Raw genomic sequence first — 21,923 nt, 5'->3', positions numbered from 1 at the left:
CGGCGGATGTTGGTCTGACGTCGGCCCAGGACGCGATCTTCCGAGTATCGCTCGGAGCCCGAGTTCCGCTCAGATAGCGGAGGGCGGGGTCGCGGCGGCCTGGCCGAGCTGGACCGGCAGCACGGCGGCACTGTTGGAGAAGAACGACGGAACCGGCGGCAGGGTCGCGGGGTCGGCCGCCAGGCGCAGGTCCGGGTACCGGGCGAACAGGGCGGGCAGGGCGATACCCGCCTCCAGGCGCGCCAGGTGGGCTCCCAGGCACACGTGCGGGCCGCCGCCGAAGGACAGATGCCGTTGGGGGGCGCGGGTGACGTCGAACCGGTCGGCGTCGGGGCCGTACTGGCGGGGGTCCCGCCCGACACCGCTGTACGCGGCGAGAATCGCGTCGCCCTTCGCGATCGTGACGCCCGCGATCGTGACATCCTCGAGCGGATAGCGGGCGGGGAAGTTCCCGATCGGCGCGTCCCAGCGCAACACCTCCTCGACCACACCGGACCAGGTCGTGGCGTCACCGGCGACGGCGATGGCCTTCTGGTCGGGATGTGTGAGCAGGGCGCGTACGCCGTTGGTGATGAGGCTCAGCGTGGTCTCGTGACCGGCGGTGAGCAGCAGCCAGATGGTGTCAATGAGCTCCTCGGTGCTCAGCGCCGCCTCGTCCTCCTCGCGCAGCGTGATCAACGCGCTGGTGAGGTCCTCCCCGGGCTCGTCGCGACGCAGCCGCACCAGCTCGGCGAGCAGGGCCAGGCGCTGCCGCTCGGTGGCCACCGCCTCCTCGCTGCTGGTGTCCGTGCGGAAGATGCTGTCGACAAGCCGGCGCAGCTCGGAGCGCCACTCCCGCGGGACGCCCAACAGCTCGCAGATCACCTGCATCGGCACCGGGTAGGCGTACTGCGACCGCAGATCCACCGACCCGTCGGGGCCGGCCTGGGCGGGGAGCTCGGTCAGCAGCTCGGCGACGATCTGGTTGATACGCGGACGGAGCTGTTCCACCCGGCCGCGCGTGAACACCCGGGTCACCGGCCGGCGCAGGCGGGAGTGCGCGGCGGCGTCGCTGGTCACCATGTTGGTCACCTTGATCATGCCGACCAGCGGCCAGTCGTCGGTGATCGTCCCGTCCTGGATGGCGCTCCAGTTCCGCCAGTTCTTGCTCACCCGCTCGTCCGCCACCAGCTCGGCGAGCAGGGCGTGGTCGGTGACCACCCACACCCGGATGCCGCCGGGCAGCTCGGCCTGCGCCACCGGACCTGCCTCCCGCAGCCGGCGCTGTTCGCCGTGGTGATCGGCGCCGAAGGGGTCCAGGGGTACCAGCGGGACGGTGGTCGGGTCAGCCATGCGAGACCTCCTGCTCAACGATGGGCACGTCGGATGCGACGAAACGCACGGGAAGGCTCGCCGGGCAGCGGGTCCACGGCGAGGGCAACAGCTCGATCTCCTCCGGACGAATGGCCAGGGTGAGGTCGTGCAGTTCTGTCAAGGCGGTCGTGACGGCTGTGCGGGTGATCAGACGGCTGGGATCCAGGGCCGGGCAGGTGTGCGGGCCGGCGGAGAACGCCAGGTGCGAACGGTTGCCGGTCTCCAGCCAGGGGTCGTCGGTGTGCATGCGCGCGTCGGCGTTCGCCGCGCCCAGGCCGAGGATCAGGGCGTCGCCCGCGCGGATGGGCTGCCCGGCGAGCTCGGTGTCGGCGAGCGCGTACCGGGCGGGCATGTTGGCCATGGGGGGATCGCGGAACAGCACCTCGTCGAGCGCGTCGTCCACGCCCAGGCGGCCGCCGTGCAGGCGCCCGGCGAACCGAGGATCGGTGAGCATCAGCCGGATGGTCTGCGCGATCCACGAGGTCGTCGTCTCGTAGCCGGCCGAGATCATCAGAACGATGGACTGCACGACCTCGTCGCTGTCGTGCAGGTTCGGGTGCGTCAGGAAGGCGGTGGTGAGGTCCTTGGCCGGGCTGGCCGCGTGCGACTGCATGACCTCGGTCAGGATGCGTTCGAAGGTGCGGTTGCCCTCCTGCGAGTCCTCGCCGCTGCCGAACAGGGCGATCAGGCCGGCCCGCAGCTGATGGCCGTGCTCGGTGGAGATTCCGAACAGGCTGGAGACCGCGAGCATGGGAATGACCGATGCGTACTCGGTGACCAGGTCGGCCTCGCCGCGTTCCGCGAACCCGCGGATCAGGTCCCGGCAGGTCGCCTGCAGCGAGCGCACGAGGGCGTGCTGGTCAATGCCCGCGATGCCCTCGTCGAGCGGGGCCCGCAGCCGGCGGTGCCGTACTCCGTCCGCGAAGTAGGCGTTGTCCCGCGGGAACATCATCGGGCCCAGTCCGGAGTCCTGGCGAACGACGCCGTCAGACAGCAGCCGCCAGTGCAGGGGATTGCGGGCGAACAGGCGCTCGTTGCGCACCACGTGAAGAATCTCGGGATAGCCCATGACCAGCCAGGCCGGTACACCGGGTTCGAGCTCCACCGGCGCGACCTGCCCCCACCGCTCCCGCAGCACCCGGTAGGCGGCCTGGGGGTCGACGCAGGTGGTGGTCTCCGACAGCGGAGTCAGACCCGTGAAGTCGGACAGCGAATGGCGGGTGGAAATCATCGCTGCGCCCCTGCCAGCCGGGCGGATCCCATCGCGTGCTCGACCAGAGTGATCAGGGCCTGGACCGAGGACTCCTTGTCCAGGGCCCGGCAGGACGTCATCGGCGTATCGGTGGGCAGATCCAGCGCGGCGACGACCTGGTCCAGCGGGATATCCGGCGTATCGGGGAACACATTCACCGCCACGGCGAAGGGCGTGTCGCTCAGTTCCATCTGGTCGAAGACCTCGAAGCTCTCCTCCAGCCTGCGCGTGTCGACCAGGACCAGGGCGCCGATCGCGCCCTCGGCCAGCCCGGCCCAGTGGTCCCAGAATCGTCGTTGCCCCGGAGTGCCGTAGAGATACAGCACGATGTCGCCCCCGAGGGTGATCCGACCGAAGTCCAGGGCGACCGTCGTCGACGTCTTGCGCTCGACGCCCATCAGCGAGTCGACCCCCAGGCTTTGCCGGGTCATCTGTTCCTCGGTACGCAGCGGTACGATCTCGCTCACCGAGTCGATCAACGAGGTCTTGCCGACGCCGAACGGGCCCGAGACCAGAATCTTGACCGATTGGCGCACGGTCGGCGAGACGTATCGGTCCGCCTCGTCACGATCGGCCCCGCGGTGATCAGAGACTACGGAGGCCATGCAGGACCCTTTCGAGAAGCTCGTGGTTCGGGGTATCCGGATCGGCCCCCACCGTGCGCACGGCGAGATGGCCGGTGTCGACCAGGTCCGAGACCATGACCGCCGCGACGCTCACCGGAATCTTCAGGTGGGCGGCGGCCTCGGCCAGCGACAGCATTCCTCGGCACAGCTGCACCAGGGACCGATGCTGACGCGTGGCCGAGGGCGGCAGGCTGGCGTCCGCGTTCGCCACCAGCAGGGTCTCCGGCCGGACCGTGTTGCGGCTGGGGCGCGCCTGGCCACCAGTCAGCACATACGGTCGAATCGGGCCGAGATAGTCCGTGGGGTCGACCACGGCTCAGTGCGGGCGCTCGGCGGAGCTCAACGACTTCTCGCCGATCTTGCGTACCGTCGTGGTCATCTGGTGGGCGACGAGCGCCGGGTCGATCACGGCCTCGGTGATCACACCCAGGTAGGTGCGTTCGCCGGCGCCGCGGAACATCAGCTTGGCGCCGTTGAGCTCGTACACCACGTGGCTGGGAATGCCACCCGCACCATGTTCCGCGGCGACCGCCCTGCCCAGCGACGCCATGGCCGAGCACGCGGCGGCGAGCTTCTCAGCGCCGTCGCGGTCCATGCTGCTGGAGACGGCGGTCACGAAGCCATCGGTGGTGAAGACGAACGCGTGCCGTACGCCTTGCGTCGTCTCGATGTCCTCCACCATCCAGCGGTTGGCGTCGATCCCACGCCAGTGGTCGGTGTGGAGCGTGCCGGTGGCATCGCCGGTCATTCCGTGTCCTCTGCGGGAGTGAGTGGGGCCGGGGGCGGGGTGCGGTCGCCCGTGTCAGAGACGTCGCCAGCGCAAGCGGCGTCCGGTGCGGCGCTCAGAATCGCCGCGAGGAACGCTCCGGCCTCGTCGGCTGACGGCGGCGGCGCGGGCGGGCTCCCGGATGGCAAGGCGGGCGGCGGAGCCTTCTCGGCGAGCGCGGCCTTGCGGGGCGATCGGCGTTGCGGGAGCACCGGTTTCGACGGGCGACCCTCCGCCGCGACCGAGACGGGGTCGCCAGCGGAGGCCGAAGCCGGGGCGGGCGGGGAGACAGCGCCGGGTATCGGGGGCGTGCCGACGGCCGCAGACCCGGCCCGGTGGCGGCCGCGCGCACGACGCGCGGTGGGATTCAACAGCTCGGTCAGCTCGTCGGGCACGAAGACCACCGCCCGGACGCCGCCGTAGACCGACTCGCTGAGATCGACCCGTAGCCCGTGCCGGCGCACGTACTCGCCGACCACCGCCAGGCCGGTCTGCGGCGTCTGGCCGAGATCCGCCACCCGTACGGGCCGGCGCCCTGAGGCGATCTCCCGCGCCTGGTTCAGGCGGAACTCCTCCATGCCCACGCCACCGTCGTCGATCTCGTAGACCACTCCACGCTGCACCGACCGGATCGCGACCAGCACCTCGCTCGTCGACGGCGAGGACTGCGCCGCGTTGGCCAACAGCTCGGCGATGACGCTGATGATCGGTTCGGCGGCGTGCGCGACAACCGCGATGTCCGGGTCGCCGGATGCGTGCACCCGCTGATAGGCGATGATCCGTGAGGCGGCCGCGGTCACGATGTCGGCCACGGCCACTGGCTCCTGCCACTGCTGGCCCGGCGACTCGCCGCACAGCACCGCGAGGTTCTGCGCGTACCGGGCCTGCTGCGCGGCCGCATGGTCCACGCGGTAGCCGCTCTCGAGCACATCCGGTGTCGTCGGATGCGCCAGCACCATGGCCGTGGCTTCTTCCTGCACCCGGTGGGACACGGCCTGCACGTTGCGCGCGAGCCCGACCGTCGCGGCCCGCAGGGCCTCCTCGCGGTCCCGGAAACGATCGTGGACCTGCTCCACCAGCTTCGCGACGACCGCGCCGATCCCGTCCAGCACCCCGACGACCGCCTCGTCACCGGCGGCGTCCGGCAGTGCGGGAACCAGATCACCGGCCGCCAGAGCGGGTAGCTGGTGATCTATGACGAATCGCGCACCCTCCTCCCAGGCGACGATCCGTCGTTCCACGGACCGCAGCGCCTCCCGTGCCTGTCGCAGTGCGTCGCGCAGCTCGACGACCTGGCCGACGATGCCGTCGTAGCGGGCCACGATGTCGGCGTCGCCGTCGAGGACCGCCGGCAACGCGGGCGTAAGGGTGCCCTCGATCAACGCGGGGAGCGCCTCGTGGGAGATGAACGCCAACGCCTGCTCGGCGACCTGCAGCCGCTTCTCCAGCTGACCGATGGTCTCGGCCTGCTCGGCGACGCGCTGATCTCGTCGCGCGAGGTCCGCGGTCAGTCCCTCGGTCCGCTCCTGGAGGCGCCCGAGCTGCAGCTGAGACTCCACCAGCTGGGTGTCCCGTTGGGCCAGCTGCGCACGAAGCTGATCGGCGTGGCCGCGGGCGGCGGCCACCTCCGCGGTCTCCTTCCCGTGCCGGTCGGCGAGACGGGCCGCCAACCCGGCGAGGTACCGCCCGGACATCGACGCGCGGGGCGTCGCTGGCGATGAGGGGTCAGTCATGATCACCTGATAACAGTCGGGTACGGGACAGCGACCGGCGGCTGGCCCGCCAGAACGGCTGGGGCCACCACGGGCTGACCCACGAACCATCGGCCGAATCATCACTTTTTGTAAACGCGGCTTTGTAAACAGTGGGCGGAGTATGTCGTAGAAGGCTGCTCCGAATCGTAGCTGAGAGGCTGACAAGATGAAACCGGGACCCGTCGGCTCGCGTCCTGAAGCGGCGATACAGCGGGTATGCCTGCGGGCTGTGGCGACCTGGTTCGGGAGGTGGATCGCGTCCCGCGCCGCACACGGCAGGCACTTCGACGCCAGCGTGGCCCCACACGGCGCCGGAATGATCGTCGTCTCACCGGTGTCGAGGTCGACCGGGCGCAGCGCCACCGGCCGGATGCACGCGCCCTCCTCGACCGCGACCGCCTCTACGACGTGGCGAGCCAGGGGCTGACGCATCCGGGCCAGCCGTGAACCAGGCCGAGGCTCCTCGGCGCCAGAATGGGCCGGGTCGAGGTCGGCGCCGTCCTGGTCCACGGGGCTCACTGGTCGCCCCACGGGTCGCCATATTCAGTGAGGTCGGGAACCCAGCCATCCGCCCGCCTGCCAGTGCTGGGACGTCGGCCGCCTGCTCGGTGCCATGGCCACGCCAGCCGCCGCCGGCGCCGGACGGGCGGGTCGAGTCCCCAGGACGTAGCCGAAGCCACGTTCGCGGAGGATCTCCACCAAGCGCAGCGCGCACCCCGGACCGGGAACAGGTCCCGGAACGGCAACGTCTCCTTGCGCGGGTGCTGCACCGCCGCCACCACGACCACGCCCGGCGCGCGGCCCTGGGACAGGAACAGCGGCAGCGACGCCGACAGTCGCCTATCACGGCGGTACCGCCTGTAGCCATCAGGCACCCGCCTTGATCGGCGCCCGCGCCACTCCCGACTGGCCACCATCACTGGGCGCGATAAGAGCAGGTACACGAGGTGAGACGACCAAGCTCGCCGTGGCTGAAGGCCGCGTGGATGCTGTACGAGGTTACCTCCGGGCCAATGCAGGACATCCTCAGCGCGAGCCCCGTGTAGCAAGCCCTGCTCCCGCGCGCTCTGGTCGCCCCCAGGTACCGCCGACGCAGCCACACCGCTTTGCCGGCGCTTCTGCCCGGAAGCCTGAGGTCGACCCATGGGCAATGACTCTGGAACGACGGCTGTTTCCTTGCTTGCACCCCTCCGGCGAGTCGGCGAATAAGCAGAGCCCGGGACGTAATTGCCGGCGACGGCGACTACAATCGGCGCCAGTCAAGAGGAGACCGGCCCTGGCACTATCACCTCGTGCACCGCCTGCGCGGCTGTACCTCCCCCGAGCCCTACTGAACCGCTGTGTTCCTCCGGGGTTAGGCGGCGATGGGGCTGACGGCACCGTGGGATATCCGTTCGCGATCGCTCTGATCGGCCTCGTCTCGCCCTCCTGTACGTCTTCAGCAGGAAGCGCTGGCTCTGATCCGACAGACACAGGGAAGCCGGGGACCTCTGGCAGAGGCCGCTCGCGTAGCCCTCTGACCTGCCCCGACATGCTGAACAGGCCGGCGGACCGTCCGTTTCAACGGCGGACGCTCGCCTGCTTTCCGCTGGTTCGCCTGCCGAGCCGCGAGGTTAGGTGGCGGAGCGTCAAGATCAAGAGCTGCGCGCTGGCTCAATGAGCTTGTCGGAGTTGCCGAAGCCTTCGTAGACAGGGACTTGACCTTGACCCTGCGTCAGGGTTTCAGCATGGCGGCATGACCGCTACCACCCCCGCGATCGAGGTCGCCGGACTTACCAAGTCCTACGGCGACCACGTCGTGCTGGACGGCGTAGACCTGACTGTCCCGGCGGGCACCGTCTATGCGCTCCTCGGACCCAACGGCGCCGGCAAGACGACCACCGTCAACATCCTGTCGACCCTGCTGGCCCCCGGTGACGGCGAGATCCGCGTCGCCGGCTTCGACGTACGGCGCGAACCCGGCGGGGTGCGGGCCGCGATCGGCGTCACCGGGCAGTTCTCGGCGATCGACGAGTTGCTGACCGGCCGGGAGAACCTGCGGCTGATGGCCGACCTGGCGCACCTGGACCGGACGACGGCGACCACCGCCGTGACCGTGATGCTGGAGCGCTTCGACCTCGTCGGCGCGGCCGACCGGCGAGCGCAGACCTACTCGGGTGGTATGAAGCGGCGCCTCGACCTGGCGATGACCCTCATCGCCCGGCCCCGACTGATCTTCCTCGACGAGCCGACGGCCGGGCTCGACCCGCGCAGCCGTCGCGACCTGTGGGCGATCGTGCGCGAGCAGGTCGCCGACGGGGTGACGGTGCTGCTGACGACGCAGTACCTCGAGGAGGCCGACCAGCTGGCCGACCGCATCGGGGTCCTCGACGGGGGGCGCCTGGTCGCCGAGGGCACGGCGGCCCAGCTGAAGCGGCGGGTGCCCGGCGGGCACGTGTCGGTGCAGTTCACCGACGCCGTGGGACTGGCCGCGGCGGCGGCGGCACACCCGGAGGCCACTTCCGACGCCGAGGCGCTCACCCTGCAGGTGCCCAGCGACGGCAGCATCGCCGGGCTGCGCCGCGTCCTCGACGGCCTCGACAACGACCGCGTCGCCGGCGTGACCGTCGAGTCCGCCGACCTCGACGACGTGTTCCTCGCGCTCACCGGCCACGCGGCCGAGGCGCCCGCCTCCAGGGAGATCCCCGCATGAGCACCGCCTACACCGTTCATGACTCGGTGACGATGCTGCGGCGCAACCTGCTGCACATCCGTCGCTACCCCTCGTTGTCGGTCATGCTGGTCGCGCAGCCGATCCTGTTCCTGCTGCTGTTCGTGTACGTGTTCGGCGGGACCATGGGCGCGGGCCTTCCGGGCCAGCAGGGCGGCGGAGACCGCGGTGACTACCTGATGTTCATCACGCCGGGCATCCTGATCATGACGGTCGCCAGCGTCGCGCTCGGCACCGCGATCTCGACCGCGAGCGACATGACCACCGGGATCATCGCCCGGTTCCGCACGATGAACATCGCCCGGGTGTCGGTGCTCACCGGCCACGTGCTGGGCGCCGTCCTCAAGACCGCCGGCGCCGTGGTGATCGTGACAGGGTTCGCGTTCCTGCTCGGGTTCCGCTCCGACGCCGGCCCGCTCGACTGGCTCGGCGTGATCGGGCTGCTGGTCCTCATCGCGTTCTCGCTCACCTGGCTGACCGTCGGCATGGGGCTGGCGGCGGACAGTGTCGAGACGGCCAGCAACACCCCGCTGTTCCTCGTGATCCTGCCGTTCATCAGCAGCGCCTTCGTCCCGACCGACGCGATGCCGGCCGGGCTGCGCCAGTTCGCCGAGCACCAGCCGTTCACTCCGATGATCGACACGCTGCGCGCACTCGTCACAGGCGCGCGGCCGGGCTCCGACCTGTGGCTCGCGATCGGCTGGTGCGCACTGATCGCGCTGCTCGGCTACCTCTGGTCGCGTCGGCTGTTCCTGCGCGTGCCCGCGAAATAGGAGACCGACGAAAAGAGGAGACTGGCGCGGTGCTCACGATCAGCCAGCTGGCGTCGTTCGCCGGCGTCACCGTGCGCGCGGTGCGGCACTACCACGCCAAGGGTCTGCTGCCGGAGCCGAAGCGTGACCGTTCCGGCTATCGGCGCTACGACGCCTTCGCCGCCGTCGAGCTCATCAAGATCCGTACGCTCGCCGACGCCGGCGTCCCGCTCGCACGCGTCCACGAGCTTCTCGCCGCGAGCGAGGAGGAGTTCACCGCCGCCGTCGCCGACATCGACCGCCGCCTGCGCGCGGAGATCAGGGAGCGGCAACGGCACCGCGAACGGATCGCGCGGCTCGCGGCCGGAGACAGCCTGGCCCTGCCTCCAGAGGCGGTGGCCTACCTCGACCGGCTGCGTAAGCTCGAATTTTCCGACCTGATGGTCGAAGGAGAGCGGGACGCCTGGATCCTGGTCGCCGCCCAGCTCCCGGAGCACATGCCGCTTTACATGAAGGCGAAGCAGCAGCAGCTCGACGACCCGGCCACGCTCCAGCTCCTCCGCGATCTCGTCGCCGCGGCCAGCTGGGAGGCGGACGACCCGCGGGTGGCGGCTGTAGCCGACCGGCTCGTAGCGCTCTTCGAGGCCGACGCCGAGGGATGGGAGGATCATCAGGCTGAGGGACGGGGGGAGCATCAAGGGGTGATGCCCGCCGAGCTTGCGCAGCTCCTTGACGCTGTATTCCTTGACCTGGTGCCGATCGCCCACCGGCTTCTGGACCTGCTCGAGGAGCGCGGCTGGCGCGGCTGGACCAATCTGGAGCGGATCCGTCCAACCTAGCGTCCAACCTGTCACGAATTCGGCGACGCCGATGCGGTGACGCCGGCAGGGTGGAGACTCCGCTTTCTGGATGAGCATTCCGCTGGTGAAGTCCCGCGCCAGGAGCCGGAAGGGTCTGGTCGGGTCGGCGTTGAAGGAGATTTCCGCCAGCTCGCCGCTGACGTCTACCGGCTCCAGAAACTGCGCTGGTAGCGGCCGGGTGGGGCGGCGTGAGGTCCGGCGGGTGTCTTCGATGCGTCGTGGACCTCCACGTACAGTGCTGGTAAGAGGGTGTCCAGGTCCGTGCCAGGCATGATCTCGACCTTCTGGTGCGGATCCGCTGACTCCCGTCCACCGGGGCGCGCACCGCGGAAGGATTTCATGCAGCCAGCAATCGTCGGGCCGCACGACCCGGACGCCGACACCCTGCCCGGCGGTCAGGGCGCAGCGGTCTTACCACCGCCGACCGGTGACCGTTCCCACGCCGCGGGCGAGGACGGCTCGCCCGCACTTCCCGGGGGAGATCACCAACCGCACCTGGGGCAGCGGGAGCCGGCGGCGGGGACCCCTGTCCCGGGCCCGAGACCCCGCCGGAGGGTCGTGATCGCCGTCCTGGCCGGCGCCGTCGCCGTGCTCGTAGCGGTCCCGATCATCATCTGGGTCACGGGCGGCCACCGCGACCCGGCGCGGAACACGAACGCGGGGCCAGGCGGCTCGGGCTCCCTCGACGGGCAGCTCGGCGAAGGGCATACGCGCGACGACCTGCCGGCGTCCCCGACACTCGCCTCCGACCAGAGGAAAGGGACCCCCGAGGCCGCCCTGCCCTCCACACAACCCACAGGCCGGACCAGGCCCGGTACCGAACCGGTCGTCGTCGCGACGCCACGCGAGGCGACGGCGCAGGGACGGACCCAGCCGGGCGCGCCGGCAGCGCCGGTACAGACTCAGCCGGGCGGAGTGACAGCGCCTATACGGACCCAGCCGGGCGCGCCGGCACCGCCGGCTCCTGTTCCAGCCCCGTCGACGGCCGCCAGTCCTCAATGGCCTTCGGCAGGCTATGACGTCGCGTCGGCTTCGGGCGCGTCTCCCCAGGTGCATGGTTCTGTGACCTGGTTCAACCGGTCAGTCCGAGTGTCCGGGACCATGCGGAGCGGATCGGCCTGCACCCACACCGTCTACACGGGATATGGCTCCCCCACCCAACAACTGGCCCGCTACCAGACGGCAGCGCGGTGTGGCTCGACGGCCGTCGGCGAAACGCTGGACGCGTCCGAGGTGCGGGGCGGGATCGTGACCGTGTACATCGACCTGTATGTCGGCAGCACGCGGGTGGGACGCGACATCTGCACGCGGTCCACGAACCGGTGCACCAGCGGGTGAGGGCACTCGGGGGCCGGGTGCGTCGCCGCGGGCGGCCGCCGACGGTCCGCGAGGACGCGTCTCGGTCAGAACGGCGCAATGACCCCGGTACGCGCGGCCGGTGAGGGGGCGTGTGGCGCCGGCGCCGGGTGCCCGTCGCGGGCGGACTGCCAGCAGGAGGCGCCGAGCCAGCCGATGGAGAGCCCGACGAGCCCGTGCAACACGCTGGTCAGCGCAGTGTCCGGCAGGCGCGCCGCGACCGCGAACGGCGGGAGGGTCAGCAGATAGAGCCACACCGGTGTGCGCGGATGGGCGCCCGCGCGCAGCATGGCGATCCCGAACAGCACGCTGCCGACAGCGAAGACGGCGGCGCTTACCAGCAGCGCGGCGCGGCTCGCCGCGGCGAGGTCGGTGTCGTCGCCGAGCGGGTAGATGACGACGTTGAGGGCGTAGGCGGCCCCACCGAACAGCCCGAGCCCGAGCAGATTGACCGCGAACGCGGTGTCGGCGAATGCCCCCGCGCCCCCGCCCCGGCCCACGGGTGAGGGCCAGGCGTCCGCTCCCGGCCGGCGCGCCACGGTCCCGCGACGCTTTTTGTCCGTGGTCGGCAGGCTGAGGCGCAGCGCCAGCAGCAGCGGAACCGCCAGCGCCGGCGAAACGCCGATGACGAGACTGGTGGCGAGGGTCTCGCCGGTGAACGCTTCGATCAGGCCGGGTACGCCGATGAACAGCCCGGCCGCCAGACCACTGACAGCGCCAAAGCGCAGAAGGAAGACCATGCCAGGACCGTAGGAAGCCGGGGACCGTGCCGACAGTGCCCGTGGACCGCGGACCTGCGGCACCCGAGGTCTCGACCGTGCCGTTGGGCATGGTGCCGTTTCGCATGTTTCGGTGCGCCGCGTCGCCGTCGTACCCTGACGCCGTGTCGCCGCCGGTTCCGTGGGTCGCACCCGTCCTGTATGCCGGCGTACTGGTCGCCGGCGGGTACGCGCGCCTCGCGGACCTGGGTGATACGCGCGTGGTGCCCTTCGTCGGCGGGCTCGCTGCGGCGGCGGTGCTTGATCACGCGGAGCGACGACGGTTCCCGCGGGGGGCTTCACGGCGGGTGGCGGCCGGGCTGCTGGTCGGACGGGCCGCGTTGTTCACGCTGGTCGCGTCCGGTGACGGCGCCGGCCTCGCCCGAGTCCTGTTCCTGCTGCTGCCGTTCACCGCGTACTTCGCGTTCGGCCGCGCGGTGAGCATCGGCGTCGGTGCCTGCTGCGCCGCGGCTGTCATCGCGGCGTTCCAGGTGACCGAACCGCACTGGCACCGGTCGCCGGAACACGTCTCGGACCTGCTGATGTTCCTCCTCGGGTTGGTGCTGACGATCGCGATGGCCGCCGTCGCCGCCGAGGAACGGCGAGCGCGGGCACGCGCGCAGGACACGAACGAGAGGCTGCGGGCGTCGTCGGAGCGGGTGGCCGAGCTGTCCGCGGCGGCGGAACGCAACCGGGTCGCCCGCGACATCCACGACGGGCTTGGGCACCATCTGACCGCGATCTCGGTGCTGTTGGAGCGCGCGGCCGCCTTCCGCGAGCGTGACCCGGTAGCCGCGGCCGCCGCGATCGAGGACGCCCACCGGTCGGCGCGGCTCGCACTCGAGGACGTCCGTCGCTCCGTCGGAGCGCTGCGCGAGGCACCGTTCGGGCTCGCCGCGGCGTTGGCCGAGCTGGCGAGGCAGACTCGGCGCACCGACGACGGCCGGCTGGCCGTGACGGTGCAGACGTTCGGGGACGAGCTCCGGTACCGGCCGGCGGTGCTGATGACGCTCTATCGGGCGGCGCAGGAAGGCCTCACCAATGTTCACCGACACGCGAACGCCACCCGCGCGTCGGTGACGGTCCACTGCGCGCCGACCGAGGCCCGGCTCGTCGTCACCGACGACGGAAACGGGTTCGTGACGGGCACTGGATCCGGGCCTGGCGAGCTGGGGTTCGGCCTGCGGGGCATGCGGGAGCGCGTGGCACTCGTCGGCGGCTCGGTCACGGTCGACAGCGGGCCGGGCCGGGGCACCCGCCTCGCCGTCGCGATCCCCCACCAGGCCGAGCCGGCGCCATGATCGACGCCTCCGGCTCCGGACGAGACACCAACCTCCCCGTCTCGTCCACGCCATCCTCCGGGCCGCCGCCCGTGCGGGTGCTGGTCGTCGACGACCAGCGGCTGATCCGGGAGAGCATCGCCGCGCTGCTCGACATCCAGCCTGGCATCGAGGTCGTCGGCACCGCGGCAGACGGCCGGGAGGCGGTGGAGCGCGCGCTTGACCTCGACCCGGACGTGGTGCTCATGGACGTGCGGATGCCGGTGCTGGACGGCGTCGCGGCGGCGACAGAGCTGGCCGGGCGGGCGCCGGACTGCCGGGTGGTGATGTTGACGACCTTCGACGACGAGGAATACGTGGTGCGTGCCCTGCGTGCGGGCGCCACCGGCTACCTGCTCAAGGACCGGCCGGCCGCCGAGCTCGCCGCCGCCGTCCGGCTGGCCCAGGCCGGCGTCGTCCAGTTCGATCCGGCCGCCGCCGCCCGTCTCACCGCGGCCCTGGACCGCGGTTCTCCCCTTCCGCGAGACCACGCGGAGAAGGAAACGCCCACCGCCACCGGGGTCCCTGGCATGTCATCCGCGGCTGGCTGGCCGGCCACCGGGCCGACGGTCCTGGGTCTGACTCCCCGGGAGATCGATGTCCTCCGGCAGGTCGCGACCGGGCTGAACAACCGGGAGATCGCGGCCCGGCTCCATCTGAGCGAGGGGACCGTGAAGAATCACGTCTCGCGCATCCTCGACCGTCTCGGCCTGCGTGACCGTACCCAGGCCGCCCTCTACGCCCGTGACCACGACCTGCTCTGACCTGCTCGCCGTTGTTGGCGTTCGTGCTGTCTATCGGAGGAATCGGGTTGGGGGCCCGCCGGGGCGTTGCAGGAGCCCGCGGACGGTCGCCGCCGTCAGTTCGTCGTCTTGGCTGGTGGTGGGGATTTGGAAGTCGGCGATGCGTACGGTGGGTAGCCAGCCGTGCTGGGGAGGGACGAGGTCGGCGAGGGCGTCGCGGAAGGCGCGTTGCCGGTGTCGTCCCCCGGGGCCGGGGAACAGCGGTGGGCATGGCCTGGCGAATCCACCGCCCGGTTCGCGGCCGGTGAGTTCCTGTGACCGTCGCAGCCAGCGGTGGGGGTCGTAGCCGAGGGCGATGTCGGCGGGGTAGTGCGGGAAGGTCGCGGCGCGGGCGGCGGTGAAGTGCTGGCGTTCGTCGATCTCTATGGTCTGCTGGCTGCCGTCGGGGTAGCGAGCGATGATGTCGAGGCGTCGACGTTTGCGGGGCGGGGCGGTCTCGGGTAGCTCCTGGCCGGTGAGTGCGCGGTAGATGGTGGTCAGGGGCGTCCAGGCGGCGGCGCATTCCGCGCGGCCGGGGCGCAGCAGCCACGGCGGGCACACCTCCACGTCGAACTCGGCGTCGAGGATCTTCTCCAGTGCGGTCGTGACCCGTTGCTGGGGTCGAGGTGCGCTCTCCAGGTCACTCACGCGGCGACGTCTGCGGGTGTCGCGTGGATGGTGGTGTCGACCTGCCCCGGGTTACCAGAGGTGCTCGTACAAGTAGTCGAAGGCATGGCCCGTTTATAGCGGTACCTGCTGACAGTTCTTCGGGGCGACCACGGTGATCACCGTGGTCGGCTACCGATCGGAGGTCGGGTGCGGGCCACGAGATCGCGGGCGGCCTCGGGCCAGTCGGGGAGCTCGAACACGAAGCCCGCGTCGAGCAGCCGTCCCGGCACGACGCGGCGGCTCTTGAGCAGTAACTCGGTGTCGCTGCGCACCACGAAGGCGCCGATCTCGGCCATCCAACGTGTGGCGGGTAGCCCAACTCGAACACCTGAGGCTCTGCGCAGGCCGGCCATGAACTCGCGCAGGGGCAGGGGACTGGGCGACGCGAGGTTGAACGGTCCCGTGAGTTCATCGCCGGCCAGCAGGAACTCGATCGCGCGCGCGAAGTCGCGGTCATGTATCCAGGACATGTACTGTCGGCCGCCGGCGACCGGCCCACCCAGGCCGAGACGGGTCAGGCGCCACAGCATGTCGAACGCCCCGCCCCGCCCCGGGGCCATCACGATGCTCGTGCGCAGCGCGACCGTGCGAGTATGCGGAGTCAGCGCGTCCGCCTGCGCGCGCTCCCACCGCCGGGCGATGTCGACGCTGAAGGCCCAGTACGCCGGCACACCGGGCTCGGCGCCACCGATGATCCCCGTCACCTCGTCATTGGCCCGGTCGTGGCTGTGCGCGTAGATCGTGGCGGTGCTCATCTGTAGCCACACCCGGGGTGGTCTGGCCGCCCGGGCGATTGCCTCGCCCACAACGATGGCGGCGTCCACCCGCGAGGCCATCATCTCCCGCAGGTTGGCCTCGGTGTAGCGGCAGCTCACGCTGCGCCCGGCCAGGTTGATCACAGCGTCGGCGCCGTCGACCTCGGCCGTCCAGTCCCCAGCGGTCCGCCCGTCCCACCCCACGGTGCGCGCCCCGGGCACACGGACATCTGGACGCCGGCTCACGACGACCACCTCATGCCCCGCGCCGTCGAGAGCGCGGGCAAGCAGAAGCCCCAGGTGCCCGGTACCACCCGGCATGACAATCTTCACGGCGCCGGCCTCCACTCAGAGCCCCGGGCAGCGAATTTCGCCGACCTGGACCTTCGGCGAAATCCTAGTTCTCGTCGGCGCGCGAATCGCGGATCCGGGCTGCCGGTCGGTGTCCCACCGGAGCTGGTCGGGCGGCGGCCGGGGTCTGTTCGCGACACAGGCTGCCCAAAGGCAGCCATGGCCCGGAGGCGTGCGTCCCGCGTTTCATCCTGGCGGATCGTGCTGCACGGGGGAGGCGTTGTGGTGTCGGAGATACGCAACCTGAGGCTGGAGGTCAGGCCGGATCATCTGTTTCGCGGGCTCCGTGAGTCTCCCACGGCCAGGGTGGGTTGCGCCCCACTGGATGGGACAACCTCATGGGCATCTATGCGACAGAGCTCTGCCGCCGTGACGCCGATCGGCGGTCCCCGGAATAGCTGGAGAAGCTCGGCAGGCGGCAACCGGGTGGGCGGGGACAGCTGGCGCGTGACCCGCGACTGAGGATTGCCCGCATGACCGGGTCCCCGCGTAGCCCGCGTGGCGGCGCGCGGCCAGGGAGATCAGGGCTTCTTCGCTACCCCGCAGTGGACGTCGAGCGGCAGTGGGGTGGCGGCGGGCCCGGGGCGCCAGAGGGGGGTGGAGACGACGCCGGGCTCGACCAGGTCGAGCCCGGCGAAGAAGGCGGCGATCTGCTCGGGTGTGCGTGAGTGGTAGGCGTCGGCGCCGGAGTCGCTGTAACGGTCGAGGGCCTCGTCCCGGGCCGGGCTGGAGGTGCCGTCGTTGAGAACGAGGTAGCTGCCGGACGGCAGGGCGTCGACGAGGCGCCGCACGAGGGAGATGGCGTCGTCGAACTCGGCGACGTGGCCCATGATGCCCAGCAGCATGAGGGCCACGGGCGCGGTCAGATCGAGGGTCCGGGCAGCGGCTTCGATGATGGCCTCGGGATGGCGCACGTCCGCGTCGAGATAGGCCGTCGCCCCCTCGGGAGAGCTGGCCAGCAGGGCGCGGGCATGCGCCAGGACCATCGGATCGTTGTCCACATATACGACGCGGGAGTCGGGCGCGAGCCTCTGGGCGACCTCGTGGGTGTTGTCGGCGGTCGGTAGACCGGTGCCGACGTCGAGGAAGTGGCGAACGCCCGCCTCGGTGACCAGGAAGCTGACCGCGCGGGTGAGGAAGGCGCGGGAGGCGCGAGCGACCTCGACGATCGCCGGGAAGATCTCGTACACCTGGTCGCCGGCGGCACGGTCCGTCGGATAGTTGTCCTTCCCGCCGAGCCAGTAGTTCCACACCCGGGCCGAATGCGGCACGGACGTGTCAATCGTGGACAGCTCGGCCATCAGGATGCTCCAAGGGGCAGTTGATCCGCATGACGTCTGTGCTGAGCGCATTCTAGTCGACACGGGGAGCCATCGCCCTTGTTGGCGGGGGCGATGGCGGCGGTGCCGCCACGACCCGTCGCGTCGGCGGCCATGAAGATCGCGCATCGACGCGTGGCCTGGCGGGTGCGCCGGGCGGTGAGCCGTGGCGAGCGTCCCGTAACGGTGCTCACCGCGGCCCTCCGCCGGGCTGTCCGGCCGCCGGCCCAGCGCGGACCAGGACTCACATGTCCGGGCGGGCGGCGCGTGGACGGGCGCGGACAGGTGTCTGCGTCAGGGTTGGCCGGGGCGTAGTTCGACGAACAGGCCCTCACAGTCAGCGCAGAGCACGTCGCCGTCGCGAAGCTCCCCGCGCAGGAGGCGCTTGCGGCCCTCCTCGCGGTCGAACCGGATCTCCACCCGCAGGTCCCGGTCGATCGGCGTGATCGAGCGGTAGTTCACATGCAGATAGGCCGTGCGTGCGACCGGCCGACCGCCGGAGTTCGCGAGACGCCCGAGGATGTCGTCGAACATCAGCGGGATGGTGCCCCCGTGCGCGGCGCCGTTGCCACCGAGGTGAAAGCGGCTGAACCGGACGCGACCGCGAAGCGTCGTCTCGTTCTCCGACAGAATCTCCACCACCGGCAGCAGCGCGGAGCCGCGGCCCGGCACCTCGCGCAGCGAGCCGGCGAGCTGGGACCACTCGTCCCGGGCCGTCGGTTCGAGCCGGTCGGCGATCGCGGTCAGACCGCGGGTCACCTCGGCGACCATCGCGGCATCCGGGACGGCGGCGGTGATCCGGTCCTGCAGGAGCCGCATCGCCTCGATCATTTCCGGATAGCCGGCTGGCGGGACGGGCCTTTCCCGCGGCTTCCACCAGTTCGGCCGCCGCCCGCCGCTCCTGGCCGATACAGTCCCGTCCACCCGCGTCTCCCCGCCGGCGCGCAGCCGGCGACCGTCGCCGCTGCCGTGCCAAAGGCCAGGCTATGGAGGATGACCGTCCTCGCGACGCCGTCAGTGATGCGGCTATCTTCGCGGCACCGATCGCCGTGTGTGTTCTACCGCGCCAGAGTGTGATATACACATTGCGATAGATTGAGAACTGTCCGTATTGATGCTCGATGGCGGGTTTAGTTTCTCGCGCGTTTGGGCATGGCGGTGCCACCATCGGTCACCCGGCCGATGGGAGATACGCCCCGGGGCGGCGTGGCCCGGTTGTCGGTGGCGGAGTGGGACAGCATCTGGCCATCGTCGGCTCGTGCCTGTGTGTCGCCCCTGGTAGCGCGACATGAGGTGGTGAGTGCGGCCCGTGAGAACCCGACCGTTCCGTAGGCCTCGAGAACCTCATCGGGCATCCAGGCGATTCGGTCGCCGGCCGAAAGCGGTGGAACCCGGCCATGATGGCGGTCCCGAAGAGCGGCCCGGCCGCGGCGGAAGGTGCGGGGCGGGCGGACGAGTCCGCCGATCGCCCGCCGCGGCGGGCGCGCTGGCGCTGGTCGCGGGGGCGGCGCTGGCCGGGTGCGGGAGTTCCGGCGGCGGGGGTGACGGACGCGGCGCGGCGGCGCTGAACTGGTACGTCTACAACGAGTCGTCGGGGTCGTTCGCGAAGGCGGCGGCGGACTGTTCGGCGGCGTCGAACGGGCGGTACCGGATCAGCATCAACGTGCTGCCGAACGATTCCGACGGGCAGCGCCAGCAGCTGGTCCGCCGGCTCGCCGCCCAGGACTCGTCGATGGACATCCTCACGCTGGACGTCACCTGGACTCCCGAGTTCGCCGAGGCCGCCTGGGTCGAACCGTTCGACCAGGCGGAGTCGACCCGGCTCACCGACGGAATGCTGCCCGTCGCGGTCCAGACCGGCACCTGGGACAACCAGCTCTACGCCGTTCCGCTGAACACGAACGCCCAGCTCCTGTGGTATCGCAAGGATCTGGTGCCGCGGCCGCCGAAGACCTGGGACGAGATGCTGGCGGACGCGAAACGGCTGGCGGCGCAGGGCAGGCCGCACTACGTCGAGGTACAGGGCGCGCAGTACGAGGGCTACACGGTGCTGTTCAACTCGCTGGTGGCGTCGGCCGGTGGCCAGATCCTCAGCGATGACGGCACCAGGGTGGCGCTCGGCCCGCCGGCGGAGAAGGCCGTCGAGGCGATCCGGGCGCTGGCGCATTCGCCGGCCGCGGACCCGTCCTGGTCGAACCAGCGGGAGGACGACAACCGGCTCGCGTTCGAGACCGGCTCGGCCGCCTTCCAGCTCAACTACCCGTTCATCTATCCGTCGGCGAAGCAGAACAATCCGAAGCTGGCCGCCCAGATCGGCTGGACGCAGTGGCCGACGCTGGTTCCCGGCCAGCATTCACACAGCACGATCGGCGGCTACAACCTCGCGGTCGGCGCCTACAGCCATCATCGGGCCGAGGCGGCCGCGGCGATCGGCTGCCTGACCGGCCGGCAGAACCAGATCCGCACCGCCATCGATGGCGGCCTACCGCCGACGCTCAAGGATCTGTACACGGACAGGAAGTTCATCGACGGCGGTTATCCGTTCGCCCCGGCCATCCACGAGGCGCTGCAGAACGCCAGCGTCCGGCCGCGGACACCCGCCTACCAGAGCGTGTCGCTGCAGATCGCGCACATTCTGTCGCCGCCCACCTCGGTGAGCGTCGGGCGGCTCGCGGACCTGCGCGGGGCGATCTCCGACGCCCTCGACTCGAAGGGACTGGTGCCGTGAGCGCGGGTGCGAAGGCGCCGCTGTCGGCCGGGGCGCGGGCGCAGCGGCGGCTCGGGTGGGCACTGTGCGCGCCGGCCGTCGTCGTCATCCTGGCGGTGACGGGATATCCGATCGGGTACGCGGTCTATCTGTCGCTGCAGCGGTACGACCTGCGTTTCCCGGGCGACTCGAAGTTCATCGGGCTGGCGAACTACGGCACCGCGCTGACGTCGTCGCTGTGGTGGCAGGCACTCGCGGTGACCGCGATCATCACGGTGATCTCCGTGGCGATCCAGTTCGTGCTGGGCATGGCGTTGGCCCTGGTGATGCACCGGGCACTGATCGGCCGCGGCCTGGTCCGCACGGTGATCCTCATTCCGTATGGGATCGTCACGGTGGTCGCCGCGTTCGGCTGGCGGTACGCGTGGACACCGGACACCGGCTACCTGTCCGGCCTGTTCGGCGACGCGACCCCGCTGACATCGCAGGTCTGGGGCATCGCGGTCATCATTCTGGCCGAGGTGTGGAAGACGACGCCGTTCATGGCGTTGCTGCTGCTCGCGGGCCTGGCGCTGGTGCCGGAGGAACTGCTGCGGGCGGCGAAGGTCGACGGCGCGACCGCCTGGCAGCGGCTGACCCGGATCATGCTGCCGCTGATGAAACCGGCGATCCTCGTCGCGGTGCTGTTCCGGGTGCTCGATTCCTTCCGCATCTTCGACAGCATCTACGTGCTGACCGCCGGCGCGTACGACACCCGGTCCGTGTCGATCCTGGGCTACGACAACCTGTTCACCGCGCTGAACCTGGGCGTCGGCTCGTCGTTGTCGGTACTGATCTTCCTCGTCGTGGCGCTCGTCGCGTTCATCTTCGTCAAGGGGTTCGGCGCGGCCGCGCCCGGTGGGGAGGACCGCTGATGGCCACCATCGCCACCACACCCGACGCCCCCGGCGGCAGCAGCGGTGCCGGCGCGGGCGGCAGGACCATCCGGGCACGCGGGCCGCAGCGGGACCGCAACGCCATGCTCGGCTGGACCGCCGCGAACCTGCTCATCATCGCGGTGTCGCTGGTTCCGCTGCTGTGGCTGGTGTCGTTGTCGTTCAAGGCGCCGGCGAGCATCACCGACGGCCACTTCATCCCCCGCCACTGGACCCTGGAGAACTATCGCGGGATCTTCCGTGAGTCGCTGTTCACCCGGGCGCTGCTGAACAGCCTGGGCATCGCACTCATCTCCACGGTACTCGCGGTGATCCTCGGCTCGATGGCCGCCTACGCGATCGCCCGCCTGGACTTTCCCGGCAAGCGGGTGCTCATCGGACTGACCCTGCTCATCGCGATGTTCCCGCAGGTCTCACTGGTCAGCCCGCTGTTCAACCTGTGGCGGCAGATCGGCATCTTCGACACCTGGATCGGGCTGATCATCCCGTACCTGACGTTCTCGCTGCCGCTCGCCATCTACACGCTGTCGGCGTTCTTCCGGGAGATCCCCTGGGATCTGGAGAAGGCGGCGCAGGTCGACGGAGCCACCCCGGCGCAGGCATTCCTGCGGGTTATCGCCCCGCTGGCCGCGCCGGGCATGGTGACCACCGCGATCCTGGTGTTCATCTTCTGCTGGAACGACTTCCTGTTCTCGATCTCGCTGACGTCGACGGAAAGCTCCCGGACGGTCCCCGCGGCCATCGCGTTCTTCACCGGCGCGTCGCAGTTCGCCCAGCCGATCGGGTCGATCGCGGCGGCGGCGGTCGTCATCACCATTCCGATCATCATCTTCGTGCTGTTGTTCCAACGTCGGATCGTCGCCGGGCTGACCTCCGGCGCGGTGAAGGGATAGGCCCGG

Annotated in this window: 20 protein-coding genes and 1 pseudogene; 9 read left to right on the top strand and 12 right to left on the bottom strand. The window is 70.6% G+C overall.

Features of this window, described 5'->3' with window-relative positions; translation table 11 throughout:
- Nucleotides 1–69: 69 nt before the first annotated feature.
- From AC6EXY_RS12390 to AC6EXY_RS12360, 7 genes and pseudogenes are all read right to left on the bottom strand, one after another.
- Nucleotides 70–1,332 carry a cytochrome P450 family protein gene (locus AC6EXY_RS12390; protein ID WP_499817503.1) on the bottom strand — a complete coding sequence of 421 codons (1,263 nt, stop codon included), beginning with the start codon at nt 1,330–1,332 and terminating at the stop codon, nt 70–72.
- On the bottom strand, nt 1,325–2,584 hold the full coding sequence (locus tag AC6EXY_RS12385; protein WP_101833186.1) for a cytochrome P450: 1,260 nt from the start codon (nt 2,582–2,584) through the stop codon (nt 1,325–1,327). The genes AC6EXY_RS12390 and AC6EXY_RS12385 overlap by 8 nt, the downstream gene beginning before the upstream one ends.
- Nucleotides 2,581–3,210 carry a GTP-binding protein gene (locus AC6EXY_RS12380; RefSeq protein WP_499817504.1) on the bottom strand — a complete coding sequence of 210 codons (630 nt, stop codon included), beginning with the start codon at nt 3,208–3,210 and terminating at the stop codon, nt 2,581–2,583. Before AC6EXY_RS12380 ends, AC6EXY_RS12385 begins: the two co-directional genes overlap by 4 nt.
- A complete protein-coding gene (locus tag AC6EXY_RS12375; RefSeq protein ID WP_499842339.1) occupies nt 3,191–3,502 on the bottom strand; it encodes a DUF742 domain-containing protein in 312 nt (103 codons plus the stop codon). The genes AC6EXY_RS12380 and AC6EXY_RS12375 overlap by 20 nt, the downstream gene beginning before the upstream one ends.
- Before the next feature lie 45 nt (nt 3,503–3,547).
- Nucleotides 3,548–3,979 (bottom strand): roadblock/LC7 domain-containing protein, encoded by a 432-nt coding sequence (locus AC6EXY_RS12370; RefSeq protein WP_101833189.1) that lies wholly within the window; start codon nt 3,977–3,979, stop codon nt 3,548–3,550.
- Nucleotides 3,976–5,730 (bottom strand): ATP-binding protein, encoded by a 1,755-nt coding sequence (locus tag AC6EXY_RS12365; protein WP_499817519.1) that lies wholly within the window; start codon nt 5,728–5,730, stop codon nt 3,976–3,978. The genes AC6EXY_RS12370 and AC6EXY_RS12365 overlap by 4 nt, the downstream gene beginning before the upstream one ends.
- A gap of 282 nt (nt 5,731–6,012) precedes the next feature.
- Nucleotides 6,013–6,270 (bottom strand): annotated as a pseudogene (locus AC6EXY_RS12360) (replication initiator); the annotation flags it as partial.
- A 1,216-nt stretch (nt 6,271–7,486) separates the two neighbouring features.
- Between AC6EXY_RS12360 and AC6EXY_RS12355 the strand changes: the two are divergent.
- The 4 genes from AC6EXY_RS12355 (at nt 7,487) to AC6EXY_RS12340 (ending at nt 11,411) form a co-directional block, all read left to right on the top strand.
- Nucleotides 7,487–8,443, top strand: coding sequence for an ABC transporter ATP-binding protein (locus AC6EXY_RS12355; RefSeq protein ID WP_499817505.1), 957 nt, complete (start codon nt 7,487–7,489; stop codon nt 8,441–8,443).
- On the top strand, nt 8,440–9,234 hold the full coding sequence (locus tag AC6EXY_RS12350) for an ABC transporter permease (protein WP_499817506.1): 795 nt from the start codon (nt 8,440–8,442) through the stop codon (nt 9,232–9,234). Before AC6EXY_RS12355 ends, AC6EXY_RS12350 begins: the two co-directional genes overlap by 4 nt.
- 29 nt (nt 9,235–9,263) lie before the next feature.
- The gene (locus AC6EXY_RS12345) at nt 9,264–10,052 is read left to right on the top strand and encodes a MerR family transcriptional regulator (RefSeq protein ID WP_499817507.1); all 789 of its coding nucleotides are present in this window, start codon (nt 9,264–9,266) and stop codon (nt 10,050–10,052) included.
- Nucleotides 10,053–11,174: 1,122 nt separating this feature from the next.
- Nucleotides 11,175–11,411 carry a hypothetical protein gene (locus tag AC6EXY_RS12340; protein WP_499817508.1) on the top strand — a complete coding sequence of 79 codons (237 nt, stop codon included), beginning with the start codon at nt 11,175–11,177 and terminating at the stop codon, nt 11,409–11,411.
- 65 nt (nt 11,412–11,476) lie between these two features.
- Here the strand turns inward: AC6EXY_RS12340 and AC6EXY_RS12335 are convergent, their stop codons facing one another.
- Nucleotides 11,477–12,169 carry a hypothetical protein gene (locus tag AC6EXY_RS12335; RefSeq protein WP_499817509.1) on the bottom strand — a complete coding sequence of 231 codons (693 nt, stop codon included), beginning with the start codon at nt 12,167–12,169 and terminating at the stop codon, nt 11,477–11,479.
- Between the two features lie 239 nt (nt 12,170–12,408).
- Here AC6EXY_RS12335 and AC6EXY_RS12330 point away from each other — a divergent pair, with 239 nt between their 5' ends.
- Entirely contained in the window at nt 12,409–13,488 is a 1,080-nt protein-coding gene (locus AC6EXY_RS12330; protein ID WP_499817510.1) for a sensor histidine kinase, read from the top strand.
- Nucleotides 13,485–14,270 carry a response regulator transcription factor gene (locus AC6EXY_RS12325; RefSeq protein ID WP_499817511.1) on the top strand — a complete coding sequence of 262 codons (786 nt, stop codon included), beginning with the start codon at nt 13,485–13,487 and terminating at the stop codon, nt 14,268–14,270. The genes AC6EXY_RS12330 and AC6EXY_RS12325 overlap by 4 nt, the downstream gene beginning before the upstream one ends.
- Nucleotides 14,271–14,300: 30 nt before the next feature.
- Here AC6EXY_RS12325 and AC6EXY_RS12320 read toward each other — a convergent pair whose 3' ends face one another.
- The 4 genes from AC6EXY_RS12320 to AC6EXY_RS12305 form a co-directional block, all read right to left on the bottom strand.
- Nucleotides 14,301–14,936, bottom strand: coding sequence for a hypothetical protein (locus AC6EXY_RS12320; RefSeq protein ID WP_499817512.1), 636 nt, complete (start codon nt 14,934–14,936; stop codon nt 14,301–14,303).
- Nucleotides 14,937–15,073: 137 nt separating this feature from the next.
- Nucleotides 15,074–16,045, bottom strand: coding sequence for an epimerase (locus AC6EXY_RS12315; RefSeq protein WP_101832923.1), 972 nt, complete (start codon nt 16,043–16,045; stop codon nt 15,074–15,076).
- A 539-nt stretch (nt 16,046–16,584) separates the two neighbouring features.
- A complete protein-coding gene (locus tag AC6EXY_RS12310; RefSeq protein WP_101832903.1) occupies nt 16,585–17,364 on the bottom strand; it encodes an SAM-dependent methyltransferase in 780 nt (259 codons plus the stop codon).
- A 312-nt stretch (nt 17,365–17,676) separates the two neighbouring features.
- Entirely contained in the window at nt 17,677–18,201 is a 525-nt protein-coding gene (locus tag AC6EXY_RS12305; RefSeq protein ID WP_243407736.1) for a PaaI family thioesterase, read from the bottom strand.
- A gap of 667 nt (nt 18,202–18,868) precedes the next feature.
- Between AC6EXY_RS12305 and AC6EXY_RS12300 the strand changes: the two genes are divergently transcribed.
- Genes AC6EXY_RS12300 through AC6EXY_RS12290 form a run of 3 tightly spaced genes read left to right on the top strand, consistent with a single transcriptional unit; the run spans nt 18,869 to nt 21,917 of the window.
- Nucleotides 18,869–20,110 (top strand): ABC transporter substrate-binding protein, encoded by a 1,242-nt coding sequence (locus tag AC6EXY_RS12300; RefSeq protein WP_101832924.1) that lies wholly within the window; start codon nt 18,869–18,871, stop codon nt 20,108–20,110.
- Nucleotides 20,107–21,003, top strand: coding sequence for a carbohydrate ABC transporter permease (locus AC6EXY_RS12295; RefSeq protein WP_101832905.1), 897 nt, complete (start codon nt 20,107–20,109; stop codon nt 21,001–21,003). Before AC6EXY_RS12300 ends, AC6EXY_RS12295 begins: the two co-directional genes overlap by 4 nt.
- Nucleotides 21,003–21,917, top strand: a complete 915-nt coding sequence (locus AC6EXY_RS12290) for a carbohydrate ABC transporter permease (RefSeq protein WP_279354666.1) — start codon at nt 21,003–21,005, stop codon at nt 21,915–21,917. The genes AC6EXY_RS12295 and AC6EXY_RS12290 overlap by 1 nt, the downstream gene beginning before the upstream one ends.
- The last annotated feature ends 6 nt before the right edge of the window (nt 21,918–21,923 follow it).

The sequence above is a fragment of the Frankia sp. RB5 genome, assembly GCF_059816245.1.
The sequence above is the reverse complement of the archived record's forward strand: the minus strand, read 5'-3'. Positions and strand labels throughout refer to the sequence as shown.